Below are 21,691 nucleotides of genomic sequence, written 5' to 3'. Positions count from 1 at the left end.
TGCGCACGCGGCCGGGATCGCCGGCCGCGCCAGATTCAAACATCAGCGGTCGCCGCGCACCCGCCAGCGGGATTGCGCAGCCACCGATTCCCGAAGCAAAGCTTATTCGGCCACTTCGACGACTTCGACGAACTCGTCGCCTTCGCCAGCCAGGATTTCCTGAACGACCAGACTGCGGCCTTCGAGGATCGAGTCGGCGACGCCGCGGGCGTACAGACGGATGGCACGCGACGAGTCATCGTTGCCCGGAATGACGTAGTCGATGCCTTCGGGCGAATGGTTGGTATCAACCACGGCGATCACCGGAATGCCGAGCTTCTTCGCTTCGGTGATGGCGATCTTGTGGTAGCCGACGTCGATGACGAACAGCGCGTCGGGCAGCGTGTTCATTTCCTTGATGCCGCCGATCGACTTCTGCAGCTTTTCGAGTTCGCGCTGGTGCACCAGGGCTTCCTTCTTGCCCAGACGCTCGATCGAACCGTCTTCAACCTGTGCTTCCATTTCCTTGACGCGCTTGATCGACTGCTTGACCGTCTTGAAGTTGGTCAGCATGCCGCCCAGCCAGCGCTGGTCGACGAAAGGCGAGCCGGAGCGGAAAGCTTCTTCGGCGACGATCTCGCGCGCCTGGCGCTTGGTACCGACGAAGAGGATGGTGCCCTTGTTGGCTGACAGCTTGCGCACGAAAGCCATTGCTTCGTCGTACTTGGCAAGCGTCTTTTCCAGGTTGACGATGTGGATCTTGTTGCGCGCACCGAAGATGTACTGCGCCATCTTCGGATTCCAGAAACGGGTCTGGTGACCGAAGTGGACACCGGCTTCCAGCATTTGACGCATGGTCGTGGACATACAGATAACTCCATAAGGGTTGAACCGCCGCTCATCCAGCTGCAGCCCGCCGACAAAACGGCGGACACCCTTGAATAGACGAGCGTGCGAGATAGACGCTTCGACGGAAATTTCCATCGCGGCGCCCGCGCACCGACATGGTGCGCAGTCGATTTCACCGACGGGGTGCCGGCAAAACCCGGCGAGTATACCACCGGGAAGACTACCAGTTCAAACCCGAAAGCACGGAAGAGTCCGCGCAAGCGCCTGCTCACGACCAAAATTGCCTTGCCTTCTCCCTTACATTATCCTTCGCCCTTTCGTACTGGCCGCAAAAAATGAGCATTCTGATCAAGACCCCCGCCGAAATCGAAAAGATGCGGGTCGCCGGACGCCTGACCGGGGAAGTCCTCGACTACATCACCCCCTTCGTCACGGCAGGCGTCACCACCGGTGAAATCGACCGACTCTGCCACGAATACATGGTCAAGGTGCAGGGCTCGATCCCGGCGCCGTTGAATTACGCGCCGCCCGGCTACTCGCCCTACCCCAAGTCGATCTGCACTTCGATCAACCATCAGGTCTGCCACGGCATCCCGGGTGATCGGCAGCTGAAGAACGGCGACATCATCAATCTCGACATCACGGTGATCAAGGACGGTTACCACGGCGACAGCAGCCGCATGTTCATCATCGGCGAGCCCTCGATCATTGCCCGCCGCCTGTGCGAAGTTGCTTTTGAGTGCATGTGGCTGGGCATCAGCTGCGTGCGACCGGGCGCGCATCTCGGCGACATTGGTGCCACCATCCAGCGCCATGCGGAGAAAGCCGGCTTTTCGGTGGTGCGTGAGTTTTGCGGCCATGGTATCGGCGCTCGCTTCCACGAAGACCCGCAGGTGCTGCATTACGGCAAGGCGGGTACCGGACCGGTGCTGCAGCCGGGGATGATCTTCACCGTCGAACCGATGATCAACGCCGGCAAGGCGGCGATACGCCAGCTCGGCGATGGCTGGACGGTCGTCACCAAGGATCACAGCCTGTCGGCGCAATGGGAACACACGATCCTGGTCACCGAGACCGGTTTTGAGCCGCTGACCCTGTCCGCCGGCGCTCGCGCCAAGCCCGACGGACTCTGAAAACGCCCCGAGCATGAACCAGCCGTCGCGGCAAGTCCCGCTGCCGCGTTACAAAGCGCGCCTGCGTGAAGGCCAGCAGATCATCTGCGAGCGCTTTCGTGTCGATAACGACGCGCGGCGCCTGCTGCAACGGCGCTGCCGGCTGGTCGACGACATTCTCCGCGACCTATGGCACGAACTGGAACTGCCCGCCTCACTGGCCTTGATCGCCGTCGGCGGCTACGGCCGGGGCGAGCTGTACCCGGCCTCCGACATTGATCTGCTGCTGCTCCTGCCGGAAACGCCCGACGCCGACCTGCAGGCGCAGATCGAACGTCTGGTCGGTTTCTTCTGGGACATCGGCCTTGAAATCGGGCACAGCGTCCGTACGCTCGACGAATGTCTGGCCGAAGCGGCAGCCGACGTCACCGTGCGCACCGCCCTGATCGAAGCGCGCCTGCTCAGCGGCGACGAAACCTTGTTCGGCGAGTTCCGCGAGCACTTCGCCAACGCGCTTGATCTGCCTGCCTTCTTCCGCGCCAAGCGTCTCGAGCAGGAAGAACGCTACCAGCGCTTCCAGGAGACGCCGTACAGCCTTGAACCGAACTGCAAGGAAAGCCCCGGCGGACTGCGCGACCTGCAGATGATCCTGTGGATCACGCAGGCGGCCGGCTACGGCGGCCACTGGCGCGAACTCGAACGGCACGGCCTGATCACGCGCGAGGAAGAACGCCGGCTGGAACGCTGCGAAGGTTTCCTGCGCCGCCTGCGCATCCACCTGCACCTGCAACTCGGCCGGCGCGAAGACCGCCTGCTCTTCGACTACCAGACTGCGCTGGCCGGCGAACTCGGTTTCAGCGGCTCGGCGACACGGCGCCCGAGCGAAGAGCTGATGCAGGCGTATTACCGCACGGCGAAGAACGTCACCCAACTCAACACCATCCTGCTGCTCAACCTCGCCGCCGTACTGCTGCCGGCTGTGGAACAGACGCCGCAGCCGATCAACGCGCGTTTCCAGGCGCGCGGTGATTTGCTCGACATCGTGCATGAAGCTGTTTTCGACGAAACGCCGGGCGCGATCCTTGAGAGTTTCCTGCTCATGGAGCAGCACGCCGAGCTGCAGGCGATGACGGCACGTACGCTACGTGCGCTGTGGCGCGCCAACGAGCTGATCGACGAACACTTCCGCGCCGATGCGCACAACCGCGCCAACTTCCTGCAGATATTCCAGCAGCCGCGCGGACTGGTGCACGAGTTGCGGCGCATGAACCGGCTCGGCGTGCTTGGGCGCTACCTGCCGAATTTCGGCCAGATCGTCGGCCAGATGCAGCACGACCTGTTTCACGTCTACACCGTCGATCAGCACATCATGCAGGTGATCCGCAACCTGCGCCGCTTCACCATGCACGAGTTCGCGCATGAATACCCGGTGTGCAGCCGCCTGATCAGCGACTTCGAGCGCCCCTGGCTGCTCTACATCGCCGCCCTCTTCCACGATATCGCCAAAGGCCGTGGCGGCGACCATTCCGAACTCGGCACGGTTGACGCACAGGAGTTCTGCGATCGTCACGGCCTTGGCCCGGAAGACAGCGAGCTGATCGTCTGGATCGTGCGCCGGCATCTGCTGATGTCGCACGTGGCGCAAAAACAGGATGTCTCCGACCCCGATACGGTCGCCGCCTTCGCCGCCGTCGTCGGCGACGAACGGCATCTGACGGCGCTCTATCTGTTTACCGTCGCCGACATCCGCGGCACCAGCCCGAAGGTCTGGAACGCCTGGAAAGGCCAGCTGCTGGAAGAGCTCTACAGTGCCACACGCAAACTGCTGGCCAACGGCGGTGAAGCCCGACCGGCGCAGGGCATCATCGAGGAAAGGCAACAGGACGCAATGCGTCTGCTGCGCTACTTCGCCCTCTCCGACACGGTGCACGAGCGCCTGTGGAAACAGCTCGACACCGTTTATTTCCTGCGCCATTCCTCGGACGAAATTGCCTGGCACACGCGCTCGCTGCATTACCGCATCGACGAGCACAAGCCGGTGGTCAAGGCGCGCCTGAATGCGCAAGGCGTCGGACTGGAAGTGATGGTCTACACGCACGACCAGCCCGATCTGTTCGCGCGGCTGGTCGGCTTCTTTGCCCGCGCCGGCTATACGATTCTCGACGCCAAGATCCACACCACCCGCCACGGCTACGCGCTCGACAGCTTCATCATGCAGGACGTCAGCGGCCGGGACAGCGACCGCGAGATGATCGGTTACATCGAGCACGAGCTGGCGGCGCTGCTGCTCGTGCAGCGACCACCCGAGGCACCGGCGTCGGGGCGTGTTTCGCGGCAGGTCCGGCATTTCCCGATCGAACCGAGCGTCGGCATCAAGGCCGACGACCGTGGCGCGCGCTACATCCTGTCGATCAGTGCCGCCGACCGGCCGGGGCTGCTCTACGGCGTGGCGATGACGCTCGCCGCACACGGCGCGCAGTTGCACACGGCAAAGATTTCGACGCTCGGCGAGCGCGTCGAGGATACTTTCCTGGTCAGTGGCGGCGACCTCAGTGAGAGCAGCGGCCGCATCCGTCTGGAAACCGACCTCGTCGACCAGCTGCGCATCTAGCGGCCGCGCCGATCCGGCTGGCGCGCTGGTGCCTGCCGCACCGTGATCCACTTTGGCAAAGCGACGCCAGGCCACCCGACAGCAAGCGGCCCCGCGATCGAAGCGCTGGCGGGAACCGAGCGCAAGCCGCCCCCCGCCAGCAAAATCAGGCGCCGAGCGGCGCTTCGCCGGCAACCATGTGTTCGATGATCGCGCGCACCTGCCCCATCGACACTTCGAGCACGGCCTGGATGGCTTCGAAACTGATGCCTTCACTGCTGTCGCCGCGACCGGCAGCCAGATTGGCGACGACGTTGATCGCCGCGTACGGCAGATCAAGTTCGCGCGCCAGCGCCGCTTCCGGCATGCCGGTCATGCCGACCAGATCGGCGCCATCACGCTCGTAGCGGTTGATTTCGGCAGCGGATTCCAGACGCGGGCCCTGCGTTGCCGCATAGACGCCCGAGTCGCTGGCGTCAACGCCGACCGCGGCAGCGGCGGCGATCAGGCGCGCACGCAGATCGCGATCGTAAGGCTCGGTGAAGTCGATGTGCGTCACCGTGCAGTCGGTGCCCTCATGGAAGGTCGACTTGCGCCCCCAGGTGTAGTCAATGATCTGGTGCGGAATGACGATGTCGCCGGGCTTCAGGTCGGGACGGATGCTGCCGACCGAGGCGACCGCGATGATGCCGCGCGCGCCGCATTCGCGCAGCGCCCACAGGTTGGCGCGATAGTTGATCTCGTGCGGCGGGATCGTGTGCCCGTAACCGTGACGGGCGAGGAAGGCCACCGACTGCCCGCGCAGCTCGCCGAAAGTGATCGCACCCGAAGGCTCGCCGTAAGGCGTGCGCACGACTTCACGGCGCGAAACGCCAAGATGCGCGAATTGCGTCAGGCCGCTGCCACCAATGATTGCCAGCATCTCAGTCGTCTCCCATCGCGTAGATCGCCGGCAGATTGCGCCAGTGACCGTAGGCATCCATGCCATAGCCGAAAACGAAGCGATCGGGAACGCTCAGCGCGACGAAATCGGCGCGGATCGGCTTGTCCTTGCCGTTTTCCTTTTCCGTCGCCACCGCCGTGTAGCACGCGGTCGCCCCGAGTTGCAGCATGCGCTCGCGCACCGCGGCGAGGGTCAGCCCTTCGTCAAGAATGTCGTCGACGATGAGCACGGTACGCCCCTTCACCGGCGTCCACGGCGCGGCGCGCCAGGACAGCGCGCCACCGGCCGTGTCCTGACCATAGCGCGTGACGTGCAGGTAATCGAAATCGAGCGGAAAGTTGAGCTGCGTCATCAGCTGGCCGGCGAAGGGCACGCCGCCGCTCATCACACAGAGCAGCAGCGGATGCGTGTCGGCGAGCTTCGCCGTCACTTCGGCAGCAACGCGGCTGACCGCGGCGCTGACTGTCTCGGCGGAATGAACCAGTTCGGCCGAGGCGAGGATCGCCTCGGGAGTCTTCTTGTTTCCCATATCAATGTCTCAGTCGAGGTGGTGAAGATAATCGGAGCCGGCGGCGGCGCCATCGCCCTGGCTTGGCGCCCTGCCGGCGGTTTCATGAATGCTCTGCCCGTTCCGCTGCCTGTTCCACAGTTTCTCCGGGCAACTGCGGGGATTGCTGCCGGGCGAGGAGATCGCGCAGCGCGGCCTCATCGATGACGGCAACGCCGAGTTCGCGCGCGCGCTCGAGCTTGCTGCCGGCTTCGGCGCCGGCAACGACGTAATCGCTCTTCTTCGATACCGAAGCGCTGACACGACCGCCCGCCGCCTCGATCAGCGCCTTCGCCTCGTCGCGTGTCAGCGTCGGCAGGGTTCCGGTAAGGACGAATGTCTTGCCGTCCAGTGGTGCAGCAGCCGGCAACAGTGCCGACGCGGGCGGCAAGGCGGCGAGTAGTTCGTCGCGCCGGGCCGCGACGGCGGCAAGCAGGCCACGGTGACCGCGCCCCTGCAGCCAGTCAGCGAGCGCCGCGAGGACGTCGGCGGGAAGGCCCGCGTCGCTCAGTAGCGGCTCGTTGACGCCCTCGCGCGCAAGCGTCGCGCCGTCGACGACGGCGGCGAGTTGTTTGGCGCGCAGCGGCGTCAGGCGCGGCACGCCGAGAACGGCATAGAGTTCGGCCCAGCCCAGGCGTTCGCCCAGGCCGGGTCGCGGCGCGTGCTCGTCGGCCGGGGCAACGCCGATTTCCGGGCACAACAGCTCGTCGACCGCACGCACATTGCGTTCTTCGGCAAAGAAATCGGCAATCGCCGCCGCCACCGTGGCGCCGATGTCCGGCAAGACGGCGAGCAGCGGCGCCGGTGCGCGGCGCACGCGCTCGATACTGCCGAGCCAGTCGGCCAGCGTCTTCGCCGTCGACTCGCCGACGTGGCGGATGCCGAGAGCGAACAGCAGGCGCGCCAGCGTCGGCCGGCGACTGGCGGCGATGCCGGCAAGCAGGTTTTCGGCCCAGCGCGTCGGCGTCTGCCCGGCCTTGACCGTTTCCGGCACCGTGCCGTCGCGCTCGTCGGCGCGCTGCTTCATTTCCAGCAGGTCGCCGAGCGTAAGCCGGTACAGGTCAGCGACGCCATGCACGTAGTCGAACTCGACCAGGCGCTCGACGTAGCGCTCGCCCAGACCCTCGATATCCATCATGCGGCGGCCGGCGAAATGCAGGATCGCCTGGATACGCTGCGCACGGCACGAGAAGCCGCCGGAACAGCGCGTCACCGCTTCGCCCGGTTCGCGTACCGTGTGCGCGCCGCAGACCGGACAGGTATCTTTCATCCTGAAAGCTTCCGCGCCCGGCGGCCGGCGCTCGACAACGACGCCGACCACCTCGGGAATCACGTCGCCGGCGCGGCGAACGATCACCGTGTCGCCGACACGAACGTCCTTGCGCCAGACCTCGTCCTCGTTGTGCAGCGTCGCGTTGGTGACAGTGACGCCGCCGACGAAGACCGGTGCCAGCCGCGCCACCGGCGTGATCGCGCCGGTGCGGCCGACCTGCACCTCGATCGCCAGCACCGTGGTCGTCGCCTCCTCGGCCGGGAATTTGTGCGCCACCGCCCAGCGCGGCTCGCGCGTGATGAAGCCGAGCTGCTCCTGCAGCGCCAGCGAATTGAGCTTGTACACGACACCATCGATGGCAAAAGGCAGCGTCGCCCGCGCCTCGCCGACATGCCGGTGAAACGCCACCAGGCCATCGGCACCGGCGGTGATGACGCGTTCGCCGCAAACCGGAATACCGAAGTCTGCCAGCGCGTCGAGAATGCCGGCGTGCGTCGCCGGTAGCGTCCAGCCCTGCGTTTCGCCAAGGCCGTAGGCAAAGAATGAGAGCGGCCGGCTGGCGGCGATCCGAGGGTCGAGCTGGCGGATGCTGCCGGCGGCGCCGTTGCGCGGGTTGACCAGCGTTTTCTCGCCGCGCTCTGTGGCCGCGGCGTTGTAACGTGCGAAGTCGTCGTGGCGCATATACACCTCGCCGCGCACTTCAAGTACCGCCGGCGCCTCGCCCTTGAGGCGCAGCGGCAACTCGCGGATGGTGCGCACGTTCTGCGTCACGTCCTCGCCGGTTTCACCGTCACCACGCGTCGCCGCCAGTACCAGCACACCATGCTCGTAGCGCAGGTTCATCGCCAGGCCGTCGAACTTGAGTTCGGCGCAGTACTCGACCGGCGGCGCGTCGTCGGCAAGTTTCAGCTCGCGGCGCACACGCGCATCGAAGGCCAGCGCGCCGCCTTCGCCGAAATCGGTCTCGGTACGGATCGACAGCATCGGCTGTGCGTGGCGAACCGGCGAAAACTCGGGCAGCGGCGCACCACCAACGCGCTGCGTCGGCGAATCGGGAGTCCGCAGCGCCGGATCGGCGTCCTCGATCGCCAGCAACTCGCGGAACAGCGCGTCGTACTCGGCGTCGCTGATGAGCGGCGAGTCGAGCTCGTAGTAAGCGCGGTTATGCCGCTCGATCTCGGCGCGCAGCCAGCGCGCGCGCTCAAGTGGATTGAAGCCGTCTGCCATGCCGTGCTTCGCTCGTTCAGGCGAACAGACGCTGCGCCAGCGCACTGCCGGCAGGAACCTGGCGCGCGGCCATCGCCGCCTGGCTTTGCGCAATGGCGCGCCGGATCGGCTCGAGCGCGCCTTCGGCCAGTGGCCGGCGGTTGTCATCGACCAGCGCTCCGTGCAGCGTTGCCGCGAAGCGCCGCGCCAGTTCGAGCATCTGCGCGAAGACGCGGTCGCCGTGCGCGACGCGCGGCACGTCGAGCAGGAAGGTGACACCGTGCGTCGTCAGCGTCTTCAGTTCCTCGCCGGGAAAACCGCCCGACTCCTGGTTGCTGAGAACGAACAAGGCCTGCCCGTCGTCGTCGCGACGGACGAAACGACCCTCGCCGTCAAGCAGCATCCCCGCCGCCTCGGCGAGCGCGCGCAGCTTGGAACCGGGAAACGGCAGCCCCTGGCTGATGACGTTGATGCCGATCTGGATGTCGACGTCAGCGCAAAAGCCGTCGAGACTGGCTGCCGCCTCGAGCGCCGGTTGCGCCGGTGCCAGATCGATCACCGCGATCAGTTCGTCGGCAAGATCCTGCATGGCGCGTTGAAAGATCGCCAGTTCCACCTCATTGACCGGTCCGCGCCGGTCGACCAGCTGCAAGCCGACGCGCAGGCGCCGGTATTCGGCTACGGAATCCTCGCGCAGCGGCTCCCATTCACGCGTGCGTTCATTGCAGCCGAGCCAGCGCACCGGCTTGCGCAGCCGCGCCAGTGCCGCGCGCTGCGAACGCAGCAACTGGCTGGCCGAAGCCGGGTCGGCGGCGTCGATGACGGCGATGTAATCGACCAGCGGCGAGAGCAATAGCTGCGCGGAAGCCGTTTCGCGCGCGGCAAGGCTTGCCGGGCTTGGCGCCGCCGGCACCGGGGCGGGGGCGGGGGCGGCATTGTCGCGCGCCGCGACTACGGGAGCAGCGCTGCGGTCTTTCGCTGCGCCGGCAACGGCGAGTGTGGCCGGGGGATTCGCCGTGGCGAACTGGGGAGCGCTCGCCGGTGCGGAAGGTGGCGCAGAGGCAAGCGCTGCCGGATCGCCTTGACGCCCCGCCAGACCGGCCGCCGCCGGGTGTTCTGCGCCGCGCTCGGCGATGAGCGCCGCATTTGAGAGCGTCGCGCCGGTCGCTGCGACGTCGGCAGTGCCAAGCTTCGGTTCGATTCGCCCGTCGGTCGCCGTCAGCGCTGCCGGCAGCACCACGGCCGCTGCGGTTGCCGCTGCGGCAGGCGCGTCGTTGGCGCCAAAGCTGAGTCCGCTGTCGGCGGGATCGACATCGTCGATCGCCGAAAAGGAGTCAATCGTGGCATCGTCCTTCGGCGCGAAAGCGTCCATGTCGGCGGCAAAGCCCGGCACGGCGCTGGCAGACCCGGCCGTTGTCGCCGGTGCAGCGTCAAGCAGCACGTCGGCGTGGCCACGTTCGAGCACGCGTTCGGCGACCTGCCGCTGCTTGCGTTCCTGCCATTTGTTGAAAAACACGACGCCGGCAACGGCAGCGACGCCGAGACCGAGCATTCCAAGTTGCAGTTCGTTCATCGCGGCTCCTAGCCAAGCTGCTCGCGCATGCGCAAGGCTTCGGCGATATCGACGTCGACGATGCGCGAAACGCCGGACTCCTGCATGGTCACTCCGACGAGTTGCTGCGCCATTTCCATCGCGATCTTGTTGTGGCTGATAAACAGGAATTGCGTCTGCGACGACATGTGGCGGACCAGTTCGCAGAAGCGTTCGGTATTGGTATCGTCGAGCGGCGCGTCGACCTCGTCAAGCAGGCAGAACGGCGCCGGGTTGAGGCGGAAGATGGCGAACACCAGCGCGATGGCGGTCAGCGCCTTCTCGCCGCCCGAAAGCAGCTGGATCGTCGAATTCTTCTTGCCCGGCGGTTGCGCCATCACCTGCACGCCAGCGTCGAGGATTTCGTCGCCGGTCATGATCAGCCGCGCTTCGCCGCCGCCGAACAGACGCGGGAACAGTTCGCCGAAGCTCGCGTTCACCGAATCGAAGGTGTTCTGCAGCAGTTCGCGCGTTTCGCGGTCGATGCGGCGGATGGCGTTTTCCAGCGTCGTCATTGCCTGCGTCAGGTCTTCCGCCTGCGCGTCGAGGTAGCCCTTGCGCTCGCGCGCCGCCTCGAGTTCGTCGAGCGCGGCGAGGTTCACCGCGCCAAGCGCGTCGATCGCTTTCTGCAGCTGGTTGATCGTGTTCTGCAGACTGTTGGCGCGGGCGCCGGCCAGTTCGGGCAGCAGCGCGGCTTCGTCGGCGCCCGATTCGAGCAGTTGCTCGGCGAGTTGCGCGGCGTTGAGCGCGGCGGCCTGCTCCTTGAGGCGCAGTTCGCCGATGCGCTCGCGCAAGGGATCGAGACTGCGCTCGATGGCGAGCCGCGACTCTTCAAGTTCGCGCTGCCGACCGGTGGCCGCTTCCTGCGCGTCGCGCGCCGCAGCCAGCGCATGCTCGGCGGCAACGCGCGCGGCCAGCGCTGTCTGCAGCGCCGGCTCGAGGTCTTCGGCGTGCTGCGCGCTGACGCTTTCGGTGCAGCGCGCCACTTCGTCGTCGATGCGTTCGAGCTGCGTCTGCGCCAGATCCTGCTGACCGGCGATCTCGTCGAGCTTGTTGCGGCACTCGCGTTCGCGGAACTGTGCCTCGCGCAACTCGCGTTCGCCGCCGGCGACCTGTTCGCGTTCGTCGCGGAAGCGCCGCTCGGCGTCTTCGAAGGCGGCGCGCGCCGCGTCGAGCAGCGCCTGCGCGTCGTCCATCTGCGCGCGCACTTCGTCGATCGCCTGTTCGGCGATGAAGCGGCGTTCCTGCTCGCCTTCCTCTTCCTCGGCCATTTCGGCGAGCGCCTGGTCGATCTGCGCCTGCCGTTCGCGGTGCCGCTCGATTGCCTGCGCCAGTTTCAGCGATTCGACCTGCAGCGCGTGCGCTTCGTCCTGCGCATGGTCGAGCCGCGCGCGCGCGGACTGTACCGACTGCTGCGTTTCGAGCAGCTGCGCTTCGCTTTCGGCCAGCGCCGCCTGTGCGGCTTCGACCGCCGCCTGCCGCTCGTCGAGCTGTCTGGCCAGCGCTTCGATCTCGCGCTGCCGTTCGAGCAGACCGTGTTCACCGGCGTCGGGCGCAAAAAGCACGACGCCGGACTGGCTGACGATGTCGCCGGCCGGCGTGACGATACAGGCACGGCCGGAAAGCGCAGCGCGTCGCGCCAGGGCCGTTGCCAGGTCGGGCGCGCTGCCGACGTCGGCGAGCCAGTTGGCGAGGATGCCGGCCAGCGCCGGATCAGTGCAGTGGACATGCGCCGCCAGCGGCTCACGGACTGCGCCGGCCGCGCCTTCGGCATCGACATCCGCCTTACCATCGGCCTCGTCGGCCGCCGCCTGCCTGGGCAGCAACAGGGCCAGCCGCGCCGGCGGCCGGTCCTTGGCCCAGGCGGCGTCGCCCTGATCGGCGACGATCGCCGACAGGCGCTCGCGCAGCAGCGCTTCGACCGCGTCTTCCCAGCCGGCATCGACGTGCAGCGATTTCCACAGCGGCGCTCGCCCTTCAAGATGGTGACGGCGCAGCCAGCCGGCACGGTCGCCGCTGCCGGCAACGCGTTGCTGCAGCTGTTCGAGCGCGGCGCGGCGTGCGCTGGTGTCGGCGCGTTCCTTCTGCGCCTGCTGCACGGTGGCAAAGGCCGCGCGCCGCGCCTGTTCGAGCTGCGGCAGCTGCTGCTGCAACGCCGCCAGTTCGTCCTGCGCATCGCTGACGCGCAGCTTCAGCTCGCCGAGCATCTCCTGATGCAGCGCATATTCGTCGGCGTCCGGCGTTGGCAGCGCGGCGCGCTCCTGCTGCAGCCGCTCACGGCGGCCGGCGAGCATGAGCAGCGAGCGCTGCGCGTGACCAAGGTTGGCCTGCTCGACGTGCAGGCGCTGTTCCAGCGCCGACAGTCCGGCGCGTTCGCGGCCGACCAGATCGCGTGCTGCGGCGTGGGCAGCCTCGGCCTGCGGCAGGCGCTCGCGCAGCATCTCGACGCGCATCGATTCTTCCTCGACGCGCTCGGCAGCAGCAGCGGCCAGTCCGCGCCAGCGTTTTTCGTCGGCGGCTAGCTTGTCAACCTGTTCGCGCCAGTGCTCGCGGTCGTCGGCCAGCTGCGTCAGCCGGTTTTCGTATTCATGGCGCGCTTCGCGCCGATGCCGGATTTCGGCCTCGAGGCGCACCACTTCGGCGTTGGCCTCGAACAGCCCGGCCTGCGCCTGCTGCAGCGCGTCGCTGGCGGCAAAAACCGCCTCACGCGTTGCGGTGAGCACCGCCTCGGTCTGGCGCAAGGCGGCAACACGCTCGTCCTGATCGGCGGCGGCACGGCCGAGTTCGGCAGCGAGGCGCTCGCGCTCGACCTGTGCCTCGTTGCGCCGCAACAGCCAGAGCAGTTGCTGGCGACGCACCAGATCCTCGCTGAACTGCCGGTACTGCCGCGCCACGGCCGCCTGCGCTTCCAGCCGATCCATCTGGCCGGCGAGTTCCTGGCGGATGTCCTCGACGCGCAACAGGTTGTCGCGCGTGTCGGCGATGCGGTTCTCGGTCTCGCGCCGGCGCTCCTTGTACTTGGTGACGCCGGCCGCTTCCTCGAGGAAGACGCGCAGCTCGTCGGGGCGCGCCTCGATGATGCGCGAGATCATCCCCTGGCCGATGATGGCGTAGGCGCGCGGGCCGAGGCCGGTACCGAGGAACAGGTCGGTGACGTCCTTGCGCCGCACGTGCTGGTTGTTGATGTAGTACTCGGACTGGCCGGCGCGCGTCAGCACGCGCTTGACCGAGAGGTCGGCGTACTGCGACCACTGGCCGCCGACGCGGCCGAGCGAGTTGTCGAAGATCATCTCGACCGAGGCGCGCGACACCGGCTTGCGCTCGCCCGAGCCGTTGAAGATCACGTCCTGCATCGACTCGCCGCGCAGTTCCGAGGCCTTCGACTCGCCGAGCACCCAGCGCACCGCGTCCATGACATTCGACTTGCCGCAACCATTGGGACCAACGACGCCGACCAACTGCCCCGGCAAGGCGATGGTGGTGGGGTCGACGAAGGACTTGAAGCCGGCGAGTTTGAGCTTGGTCAGACGCATGAAATGAAGCGCGCCGCCCGCAGCGGCGCACAGATGAAGACGCGGAAGAACAAGGCATGACGCCGCACTGGCGCCGAGGGCCGCCTATAATAGCACCTCGACCGCGCCCTCCGCGCCCCGCAAACTCACGGAAACCTCATGACCACCGAGCCCACAAAGACCCTCGAGACCTTTGCCAACCCGGCACCGCAACGCGATTTCCAGATTCACATGGAGATTCCGGAATTCACCTGCCTGTGCCCGAAAACCGGCCAGCCCGACTTCGCCACACTGGTGCTCGACTATGTCCCCGACGAGCTCTGTGTCGAGCTGAAAAGTCTCAAGCTCTACGTCTGGTCGTACCGCAACGAAGGCTGTTTTCACGAAGCCGTCACCAACCGCATCCTCGACGATCTGGTCGCCGCGGTGAAGCCGCGCTTCATGCGCCTGACCGCGCGCTTCTACGTGCGCGGCGGCATCTTCACCAACGTCGTCGCCGAACACCGCAAGCCGGGCTGGCAACCGGCCGAAAAGGTCGAGCTCGCCGAATTCGCAATCCAATCCAATACCCGGGGCTGAACCGATGTCTGCGACCAACACCCTCCTCCCGCTCAGCGAGGCTGATCTCGACCGCCTCGAGATCCTGCTCGACGACCCGAGCCTGCCCGAACCGATGCGCCTCGACGAAATCCAGGGCTACCTGTGCGCGGCGCTGTCCGGTCCGCAAGCGGTGCCCGAGGAAGAGCGCCTCGCCGAAATCCTCGGCAGCGAGGAAGCCGTCGCCAGCGAAGTCGGTCGCGAAGCCAGCGATCTGCTGCGCCGCTTCACGCAGGAACTTGAAGCCGTGCTCGCCAGCGGCGAACCGCCGACGCTGCTGCTCTACGCGCGCGACGGCGAGGAAGCGGCGCCGAACGATTTCAGCCCCTGGTGTGAGGCCTATCTCTTTGCCGTCGACGCTTCGCCCGAAGACTGGTTCGAAGCGCTCGAAAGCGAAGCCGAAGGCAACGACCCGGCGGCCGAAACGGCACAGGACGAACTCGATTACCTCGACGAACGCCTGTTCCCGATGATGCTGCTCACCGGCGAAGCCGAAACGGCGGCACGCGAGCACGGCGAAGAGTGGCCGAGCGGCGAAGAGCTCGAAAAGATGGAACGCGAGTGCGAGGAGAACCTGCCTTACGCCGCGAGCGAAATCTACCGCTTCTGGCTGGCCAAGCGCGGTACCGGCACGCAGCGCCGCGAGGTGCCGAAAGTCGGCCGCAACGACCCTTGCCCCTGCGGCAGCGGCAAGAAGTTCAAGCAGTGCTGTGGTGCCGTCGAGTAATCGACACTGCACTGCACGGCGTCACGCCTGAACTCGCGGGCCGGACATGTTCCGGCCCGTTTTGTTTGCTCAGACCTTTTGCGTCGCCGCGCCCGGTCGGGAAAAACGCTCGAGGTAGAGATAGATGACCGGCGTCAGATAGAGGGTGAGGAACTGCGACAGCAACAGGCCACCAACGACCGCCAGACCGAGCGGCCGCCGCACCTCGGCGCCGGCGCCGAGGCCGATGGCGATCGGCAGCGTGCCGACCAGTGCCGCCATGGTGGTCATCATGATCGGCCGAAAACGGATGACGCAGGCCTGGTAGATCGCCTCGGCAGCGGCCATGCCTTCGCCGCGCTGCCGCTCCAGCGCGAAGTCGATCATCATGATCGCGTTCTTCTTGACGATACCGATCAGCATGATGATGCCGACGAAGGCGTAGAGACTGAGGTCGACGCCGAAAACGAGCAGCGTCAGCAGCGCGCCGAGCGCCGCGGCCGGCAGGCCCGAGAGAATCGTCAGTGGGTGGATGAAGCTCTCATAGAGGATGCCGAGGATCAGGTAGACGACGAGGATCGCCACCAGCAGCAGACCGCCGAGACCGCCCAGCGACGACTGGAAGGCCTGCGCGGTGCCTTGCAGGCTGGTGTTGAGCGACACCGGCACGCGCACTTCCTGCTCCAGCGCCTTGATCCGGTCGACCGCCTCGCCGAGCGAAACGCCGGGCAGGAGGTTGAACGAAATCGTCACCGACGGCAGCTGCCCCTGGTGATTGACCGTCAGCGACTGCGTCTTGCGGCTGAAGCGCGCCACGGTATCGAGCGGAATCAGCTTGCCGCTACTGCTGCGCACGTAGAGCCGCGACAGCGTCTCCGGTGAAGACTGGAATTCGGGGGCGAGTTCGAGAATCACCTGATACTGCGCGGTCGAGCCGTAGATGGTCGACACCTGGCGGGCGCTGAACGCGCTCTGCAGGGCATCCTCGACCTGGCCGTAGCTAAGGCCGAGGCTGGCCAGCTTGTCGCGGTCGATGTCGAGCGCGACCACCGGGCTGAGATTGTTGAGGTTGTTGGTGACGTCGACAAAGCCCGGCAACTGCCGGGTGCGTTCAGTCAAGCTTGCCGCCCACTGGTAGAGCTCGTCGAGATCGGTGTCCTGCAGCGTGTATTGGTATTGCGCCGCCGTCACCTGACCGCCGATACGGATGGTCGGCGGATTCTGCATGTAGGTCTTGATTCCCGGCACCGCAGCGAGCTTTGGCCGCAAGCGCTGGATGATCTCGTCGGCCGACGCCTGCCGCTCCTCGCGCGGTTTCAATACCATGAAGATCGTTCCGGTATTGGCCGTCGGCCGGGCGCCGCCGGCACCGACCGCCGACATGAACGAGCGGATGTCCGGGTCCTGTGCGACGATTTCGGCGACGGCGCGCTGGTGCTCGACCATCGAGGCAAACGACGCGTCCTGAGCGGCTTCGGTGAAGGCAATGATCTGGCCGCTGTCGCCGCTCGGCAGGAAATCCTTGGGCACGAAGGTAAACAGCAGCCCGGTCGCGGCAAGCGTCGCGACAAAGCTCGCCAGCACCGCGCGCGGATGCGCCAGCGCCACGCGCAGCGTTCGTTCGTAGGCGGCGAGCAGCGCCGCGAAAAAGCGCTCGAACAGCATGAAAACGCGGCCATGCGTTGCCACATCGGCAGGCCTGATGTAGCGGCTGCACAACATCGGCGTCAGCGTCAGCGAGACCAGCCCGGAAACAAGAATCGCCGCGCAGATGGTGACGGCAAACTCGTGCAGCAGACGGCCGACGATGCCGCTCATGAACAGCACGGGGATGAACACCGCGATCAGCGACACGGTCATCGACACGATGGTGAAGCCGATCTCGCGCGCGCCCTTGATCGCCGCCTCGAAAGGCGGCTCGCCCTCTTCCACGTGACGGACGATGTTCTCCAGCATCACGATTGCGTCGTCGACGACGAAGCCGACCGAGAGCGTCAGCGCCAGCAGCGAGAGGTTGTCGAGGCTGTAGCCGAGCACCGACATCAGCGCGAAGGTGCCGACGACCGAGATCGGCAGCGCCAGACTCGGGATCAGCGTCGCCGACAGATTGCGCAGGAAGAGCAGGATGACGAGGATGACCAGGAAGCCGGCGAGGATCAGCGTGAACTGCACGTCTTCGATTGCCTCGCGGATCGACACGCTGCGGTCGTAGAGCACGGTCATCTCGATCGCCGCCGGCAGCTTGGCCTGGAACGATGGCAGCACGCGCTTGATCGCATCGACCGTCTCGATGGTGTTGGCGCCCGGCTGGCGCTGCACGGCCAGCACGATGGCGCGCTTGTCCACGTTCCAGCTGGCGATGCGCGCGTTCTCGACGCCGTCGATCGGCGTCGCCACCTCTTCCAGCCGCACCGGCGCGCCGTTTTTCCAGCTGACGATCAGCGGCCGGTAGGCTACGGCCGTGGTCAGCTGACCGCCGTCCTTGATGGCGAAGGTCTGCCGGGCGCCGTCGAGCTGACCGACCGGCTGGTTGACGTTGTTCTGCGCCAGCGCCTGCTGCAGTTCGTCGAGGCCGATGCCGCGACTGGCGAGCTGATCGGGGTTGGCCTGCACGCGCACGGCGAATTTCTGCGAGCCGTAGACCTGCACCTGCGCGATGCCGGCGATGGTCGACAGACGCTGCGCCAGCTGCGTCTCCGCGTACTCGTTGACCAGCGGCAGCGGCAGCGTCGGCGACGACAGCGCGATGTAGAAGATCGGCGAATCGGCCGGGTTCACCTTGCGGAACGAGGGGGGCGCCGGCATGTTCGGCGGCAGCTTGCGCAAGGCCGTCGAAATCGCCGACTGCACGTCCTGCGCGGCGGCGTCGATGTCGCGGTCGAGCGAGAACTGCAGGGTGATCGAGGTCGATCCCTGGGCGCTGGTCGAGCTCATCGAATCCAGCCCGGCGATGGTCGAGAACTGCCCTTCGAGCGGCGTCGCCACCGCCGCCGCCATCGTCTCCGGTGAGGCACCGGGCAGACTGGCGCTCACCGAAATGGTCGGAAAGTCGACGCTCGGCAGTTCCGACACCGGCAGTGCGCGGTAGCCGATGATGCCGAAGATGAGGAAGGCAGCCATCAGCAGCGTCGTCATCACCGGGCGGCGGATGCACAGTTCGGGCAGATTCATGCGCCGCCGCCCGTTTCCGCGTCGCTAGCTGCGGGCGGCGATTCAGCGCCTGCTACAAAACTCCTGCCGGCGCGCATCCCGGCGCTGATCCCGGCTGTCACTTCGCTGCCGCCGCAGGCGTCACCGCTGCCTTCGCCGGCTCCGCGCCGGCCTCTGGCGCCGGCGATTTCACCAGCACCGTTGCACCGGCTTTCAGTCGGAGCTGGCCGTCGGTGACGACCGTTTCGCCGTCGGCGACGCCCTTGCCGATCGCGGCGAGGCCGCGATAGTTCGCCAGCACCTCGATCTTGCGCACTTCGACGCTGTTGTCCTGACGCACGGCGTAGAGGAAATTGCCTTCGGGCCCCTGCTGCACCGCCTCAACCGGCACCACCACCGAAGCGGTCAGAGTGTCGAGCGCCAGGGCGACGTTGAGGAACTGCCCCGGCGTCAGCTTCTCGTCCTGGTTGTCGAGGCGCGCCTTCACCTGGATGGTGCCCGTCGTCGCGTCGACGGCGTTGTCGATGAAACCGATCAGCGCCTCGAATCGCTCTTCCTTGTTGCCCGGCAGCGTCACGCTCGCCGGCAGCGGACCGGCGGCGAGCGCGGCACGCAATTTCCGCAGATGCTTTTCGGGAACGGAGAAAGTCACGTACAGCGGGCGTACGCGATTGACCACCGCCAGCGCAGTGTCGTTGGTCTTCACCGCCGTGCCCGGAAAAACCAGTCGCGCACCGACGACGCCAGCAAACGGCGCGCGAATCGTCGTGTAGGAGACCTGCAGGCGCGCCAGTTCTGCCGCTGCCTGGTCGGCGCGCAAGCTCGCCTGTGCCGCCGCTTCGGCGGTCCGCACTTCATTGACCTTTTCTTCGGAAACGAAGCCGCGACCATTGAGCGCCACGTAGCGCTGCACGTCGGCGCGCGCCTTGGCGAGTTGCGCCTCGTCGCGCGCCAGATTGGCCTCTGCCTGCTGCAGGCGCGCCTGAAAATCGGCCGGATCGAGCCGCAGCAGCACGTCGCCCTGCCTGACATGCTGTCCTTCGCTGTAGCTCACCGCCGCCACCTGTCCGTCGAGCCGCGATTTCAGCGTGACGCTCTCGTAGGCTTCGGCACGGCCGACGACCTCAAGCAGGACCGGGATGTCGGCGATTTTCGCCTGCGCCAGCCTTACCGGTACCGGCGCGGCAGCTTTCACCTCGCTGCCCGGCACGGCCTTGTGCGCGCCCAGATACCAGTAGCCGGCACCGGCAAGGATCACCGCCGCCACGAGCAGCGCCAGCATTCGGGATCTTTGCATTTGTCAGTACCGTAAGAAGCGGAAACTTGCGCGGGGAATGCGCTTCCCCGGCAAAAGACCACGCAGTTTGCAGTCTGAGAGGCTCGTTGTCATCGGCGACACGTAATTTTTGCTTATAAGCGGCAAACATTATCACAGGCATCGACGGTGACTCACCCTCGGCCAAGCACGCAGGCAGCGATCACAGCGCCCATCGCACCGCCATGCGATGCGGCTGATAGCGTCCGTTACACCAAATCAGAGCGGCGCCAGTTCGACGCGGTCGCGGCCGAGATTTTTTGCGTGGTAAAGCGCAGCATCGGCCTTGCTCAGCAAGTCATCGGGGACTTGTTCGCGGTTGGGCGTCAGGCTGGCGACACCGAGGCTGAAGCTGACGATCCAGGACGGCACGTCGGCGTGCGGAATCGCCAGTGCCCGTACGGCTTCCTGAATTCGCCTAGCGGTATCCGCAGCGGCATGCAGGTCGCTGTCGGGGAGCAGCACGACGAACTCCTCGCCGCCGTAGCGCGCCACCAGTTCGCCGGAGCGACGCACTTCCTTCAACAAGACCTGCGCCAGCGAGCGCAGGCAATCGTCGCCGACCAGATGACCATAGCGGTCGTTGAACAGCTTGAAGTGGTCGACATCGAGCATGATCAGCGCCAGCGGGTTACCCGAGCGCTGCGCTCGCTGCCATTCCTGCAGGAAAACATGGTCGAAGCTGCGCCGATTGGCAATCCCGGTCAGTCCATCGGTATTACTCAGCAATTCAAGCTTGAGATTCGCCTCTTCCAGTTCGCGCGTACGCGCCTCAACGAGCGTCTCCAGCTGGCTGTTACGCTCGTGCAAACCCTTGAGCGGATAAACCTCGCCGCTCTCGACCAGATGGTAGGGAATCGAAATCCCGCTGTGCACGATCTTCCAGTCGGCGTCTTCGATCCGGAAAATCAGCACCAGGCGCGCCGTTTCCCGCGACAGGATCTGATCCGGCACGGGCAGATGGATGTGGAAAAAAGCGGCGACAACGACGACGTCGTCGCTGATGTCCTGCAAGGAGAGGTCCAGCATCTCGATGCGCAGTCGGCCGGGAACCTGCGCGAAGTCCTGACGCGTGATCTTCTGCCACTCGGCACAATCCTTGACGAGAAAATCGCCGCCGCCCGTGTAGCCACTGAAGTTGCTGCTGAAACGCGCGGTCAGCCGATCATCGCGTGACGAGTACATCTCGATGTACTCGTCGAACAGCGAACGGATCCGCTGTTGGCGAGCGGTTTGCGCGTCCTTAGTGTTCATGCTGACAGTCGGGTATTGGTCTTGACGGCACCGGCGGATAACGAACGGCAACAGGCGAGGAATCTGCAGCCGTAGCTCAGTTCTCGACCACCCTGATCCACACGAACAGCAACTGCGCCTGCGATTCAGCCAGTTGTGCCAGATCGATCAGCGAGACAACGTACGCATAGATGTCATCCACATCATAAGATTCATTTTCATACGCTTCGGTCGCGGCAAGCTCACCGACCAGATTCTCGACATCGTCTTCGTCAAGCGCCACCAGTGCATCGAAGAACTCGCCGTCGATGCGCAGGATGATGGTCTCGCTATCGCCTTCCTCGACGTAGATCGGCTCGTAATAATCGAGTGCCGCCTGCAGGGAATCGCCGGTGACCAGCGAATGCAGCGTCGCCAGCTTGACGGTATCGAGGCCCGGCACTTCAATGCCGCTCCACTCCTTCAGCGGCGACGGCGATGCGGCAATCTCGGGATATTCGTCTTCGTCGGCGGAGACGATGCAGCTCATGAGTTCCATCGAAGCTCTCTTTCTCTCTATCCAGGCCGTCGGGCCAAGCGGAATCATCTTAGCGACTTTCCCGCGCTGCGCCTGCGAAGAAAGTCACCCTTGGCGCTCGCCCAGTAGCGCGCGGCTCATATTGCTGGCCCACTGAAACACGCCGGCTTGCCGGCGCTTGTGCATTTCTTCGCGCTGCGCTGACGCGAGAGAGCGACAGCCGGCACGCGCACAAAGCAAGAAACGACAACGGGACCCGCAGGTCCCGTCATTATCAATCCACGCTTCCGCGGGCAGCGGATCTTCCACAAAACCCCGAAAAACCGTTGAATTTTATGCGTTTTTGGTGGGCGGTACTGGGATCGAACCAGTGGCTTCCACCGTGTGAAGGTGGCACTCTACCGCTGAGTTAACCGCCCGATAGAGAAGAGGCGCGAATTAAACCACAGCCGGCGACGGTGGTCAATTTACCCGCGGCAGTGCGCGACGCCGGGCCGCTGCGCACCGGCCACGCCCGGCGCGCAGCGAGGACAATTGCCGCAAGCCGTTCTTTCCATGGCATTGATCGGCA

14 protein-coding genes and 1 tRNA gene are annotated in these 21,691 nt (G+C 65.8%); 4 read left to right on the top strand and 11 right to left on the bottom strand.

Features of this window, described 5'->3' with window-relative positions; translation table 11 throughout:
• Nucleotides 1-102: 102 nt before the first annotated feature.
• Nucleotides 103-846, bottom strand: coding sequence for a 30S ribosomal protein S2 (gene rpsB, locus GGD90_RS07095; RefSeq protein WP_153115576.1), 744 nt, complete (start codon nt 844-846; stop codon nt 103-105).
• Between the two features lie 317 nt (nt 847-1,163).
• On the opposite strand from rpsB, the gene map reads away from it, so the two are divergent.
• Together map and GGD90_RS07085 are read left to right on the top strand one after the other, a co-directional pair.
• A complete protein-coding gene (map, locus tag GGD90_RS07090) occupies nt 1,164-1,961 on the top strand; it encodes a type I methionyl aminopeptidase (protein WP_153115575.1) in 798 nt (265 codons plus the stop codon).
• 13 nt (nt 1,962-1,974) lie between these two features.
• On the top strand, nt 1,975-4,551 hold the full coding sequence (locus GGD90_RS07085) for a [protein-PII] uridylyltransferase (RefSeq protein WP_153115574.1): 2,577 nt from the start codon (nt 1,975-1,977) through the stop codon (nt 4,549-4,551).
• A gap of 145 nt (nt 4,552-4,696) precedes the next feature.
• On the opposite strand, the gene GGD90_RS07080 is transcribed toward GGD90_RS07085, so the two are convergent.
• The 5 genes from GGD90_RS07080 to smc all read right to left on the bottom strand — a co-directional run bounded on the left by GGD90_RS07080 (nt 4,697) and on the right by smc (nt 13,623).
• Nucleotides 4,697-5,452, bottom strand: a complete 756-nt coding sequence (locus GGD90_RS07080) for an S-methyl-5'-thioinosine phosphorylase (protein ID WP_153115573.1) — start codon at nt 5,450-5,452, stop codon at nt 4,697-4,699.
• A gap of 1 nt (nt 5,453) precedes the next feature.
• A complete protein-coding gene (locus GGD90_RS07075; protein ID WP_153115572.1) occupies nt 5,454-6,002 on the bottom strand; it encodes a hypoxanthine-guanine phosphoribosyltransferase in 549 nt (182 codons plus the stop codon).
• Nucleotides 6,003-6,084: 82 nt separating this feature from the next.
• On the bottom strand, nt 6,085-8,520 hold the full coding sequence (gene ligA, locus GGD90_RS07070) for an NAD-dependent DNA ligase LigA (RefSeq protein WP_153115571.1): 2,436 nt from the start codon (nt 8,518-8,520) through the stop codon (nt 6,085-6,087).
• A gap of 16 nt (nt 8,521-8,536) precedes the next feature.
• The gene (locus GGD90_RS07065; RefSeq protein WP_228273655.1) at nt 8,537-10,072 is read right to left on the bottom strand and encodes a cell division protein ZipA C-terminal FtsZ-binding domain-containing protein; all 1,536 of its coding nucleotides are present in this window, start codon (nt 10,070-10,072) and stop codon (nt 8,537-8,539) included.
• Nucleotides 10,073-10,080: 8 nt separating this feature from the next.
• On the bottom strand, nt 10,081-13,623 hold the full coding sequence (gene smc, locus GGD90_RS07060) for a chromosome segregation protein SMC (protein WP_153115570.1): 3,543 nt from the start codon (nt 13,621-13,623) through the stop codon (nt 10,081-10,083).
• A gap of 138 nt (nt 13,624-13,761) precedes the next feature.
• Between smc and queF the strand changes: the two genes are divergently transcribed.
• The gene (queF, locus tag GGD90_RS07055) at nt 13,762-14,181 is read left to right on the top strand and encodes a preQ(1) synthase (RefSeq protein WP_153115569.1); all 420 of its coding nucleotides are present in this window, start codon (nt 13,762-13,764) and stop codon (nt 14,179-14,181) included.
• A 4-nt stretch (nt 14,182-14,185) separates the two neighbouring features.
• Nucleotides 14,186-14,926 carry a YecA/YgfB family protein gene (locus GGD90_RS07050; RefSeq protein ID WP_153115568.1) on the top strand — a complete coding sequence of 247 codons (741 nt, stop codon included), beginning with the start codon at nt 14,186-14,188 and terminating at the stop codon, nt 14,924-14,926.
• A gap of 69 nt (nt 14,927-14,995) precedes the next feature.
• On the opposite strand, the gene GGD90_RS07045 is transcribed toward GGD90_RS07050, so the two are convergent.
• The 5 genes from GGD90_RS07045 to GGD90_RS07025 form a co-directional block, all read right to left on the bottom strand.
• Nucleotides 14,996-18,076, bottom strand: coding sequence for an efflux RND transporter permease subunit (locus GGD90_RS07045; protein WP_153115567.1), 3,081 nt, complete (start codon nt 18,074-18,076; stop codon nt 14,996-14,998).
• A gap of 97 nt (nt 18,077-18,173) precedes the next feature.
• Nucleotides 18,174-19,352 (bottom strand): efflux RND transporter periplasmic adaptor subunit, encoded by a 1,179-nt coding sequence (locus GGD90_RS07040; protein ID WP_153115566.1) that lies wholly within the window; start codon nt 19,350-19,352, stop codon nt 18,174-18,176.
• 237 nt (nt 19,353-19,589) lie between these two features.
• The gene (locus GGD90_RS07035) at nt 19,590-20,624 is read right to left on the bottom strand and encodes a GGDEF domain-containing protein (protein WP_153115565.1); all 1,035 of its coding nucleotides are present in this window, start codon (nt 20,622-20,624) and stop codon (nt 19,590-19,592) included.
• A 76-nt stretch (nt 20,625-20,700) separates the two neighbouring features.
• Nucleotides 20,701-21,141, bottom strand: a complete 441-nt coding sequence (locus tag GGD90_RS07030) for a hypothetical protein (RefSeq protein ID WP_153115564.1) — start codon at nt 21,139-21,141, stop codon at nt 20,701-20,703.
• A gap of 323 nt (nt 21,142-21,464) precedes the next feature.
• A tRNA-Val gene (locus GGD90_RS07025) sits at nt 21,465-21,539 on the bottom strand.
• Between the last annotated feature and the right edge of the window lie 152 nt (nt 21,540-21,691).

The organism is Rhodocyclus tenuis (assembly GCF_014197755.1).
GTDB lineage: Bacteria > Pseudomonadota > Gammaproteobacteria > Burkholderiales > Rhodocyclaceae > Rhodocyclus > Rhodocyclus tenuis.
This window is presented reverse-complemented; position numbering and strand designations above follow the sequence as displayed.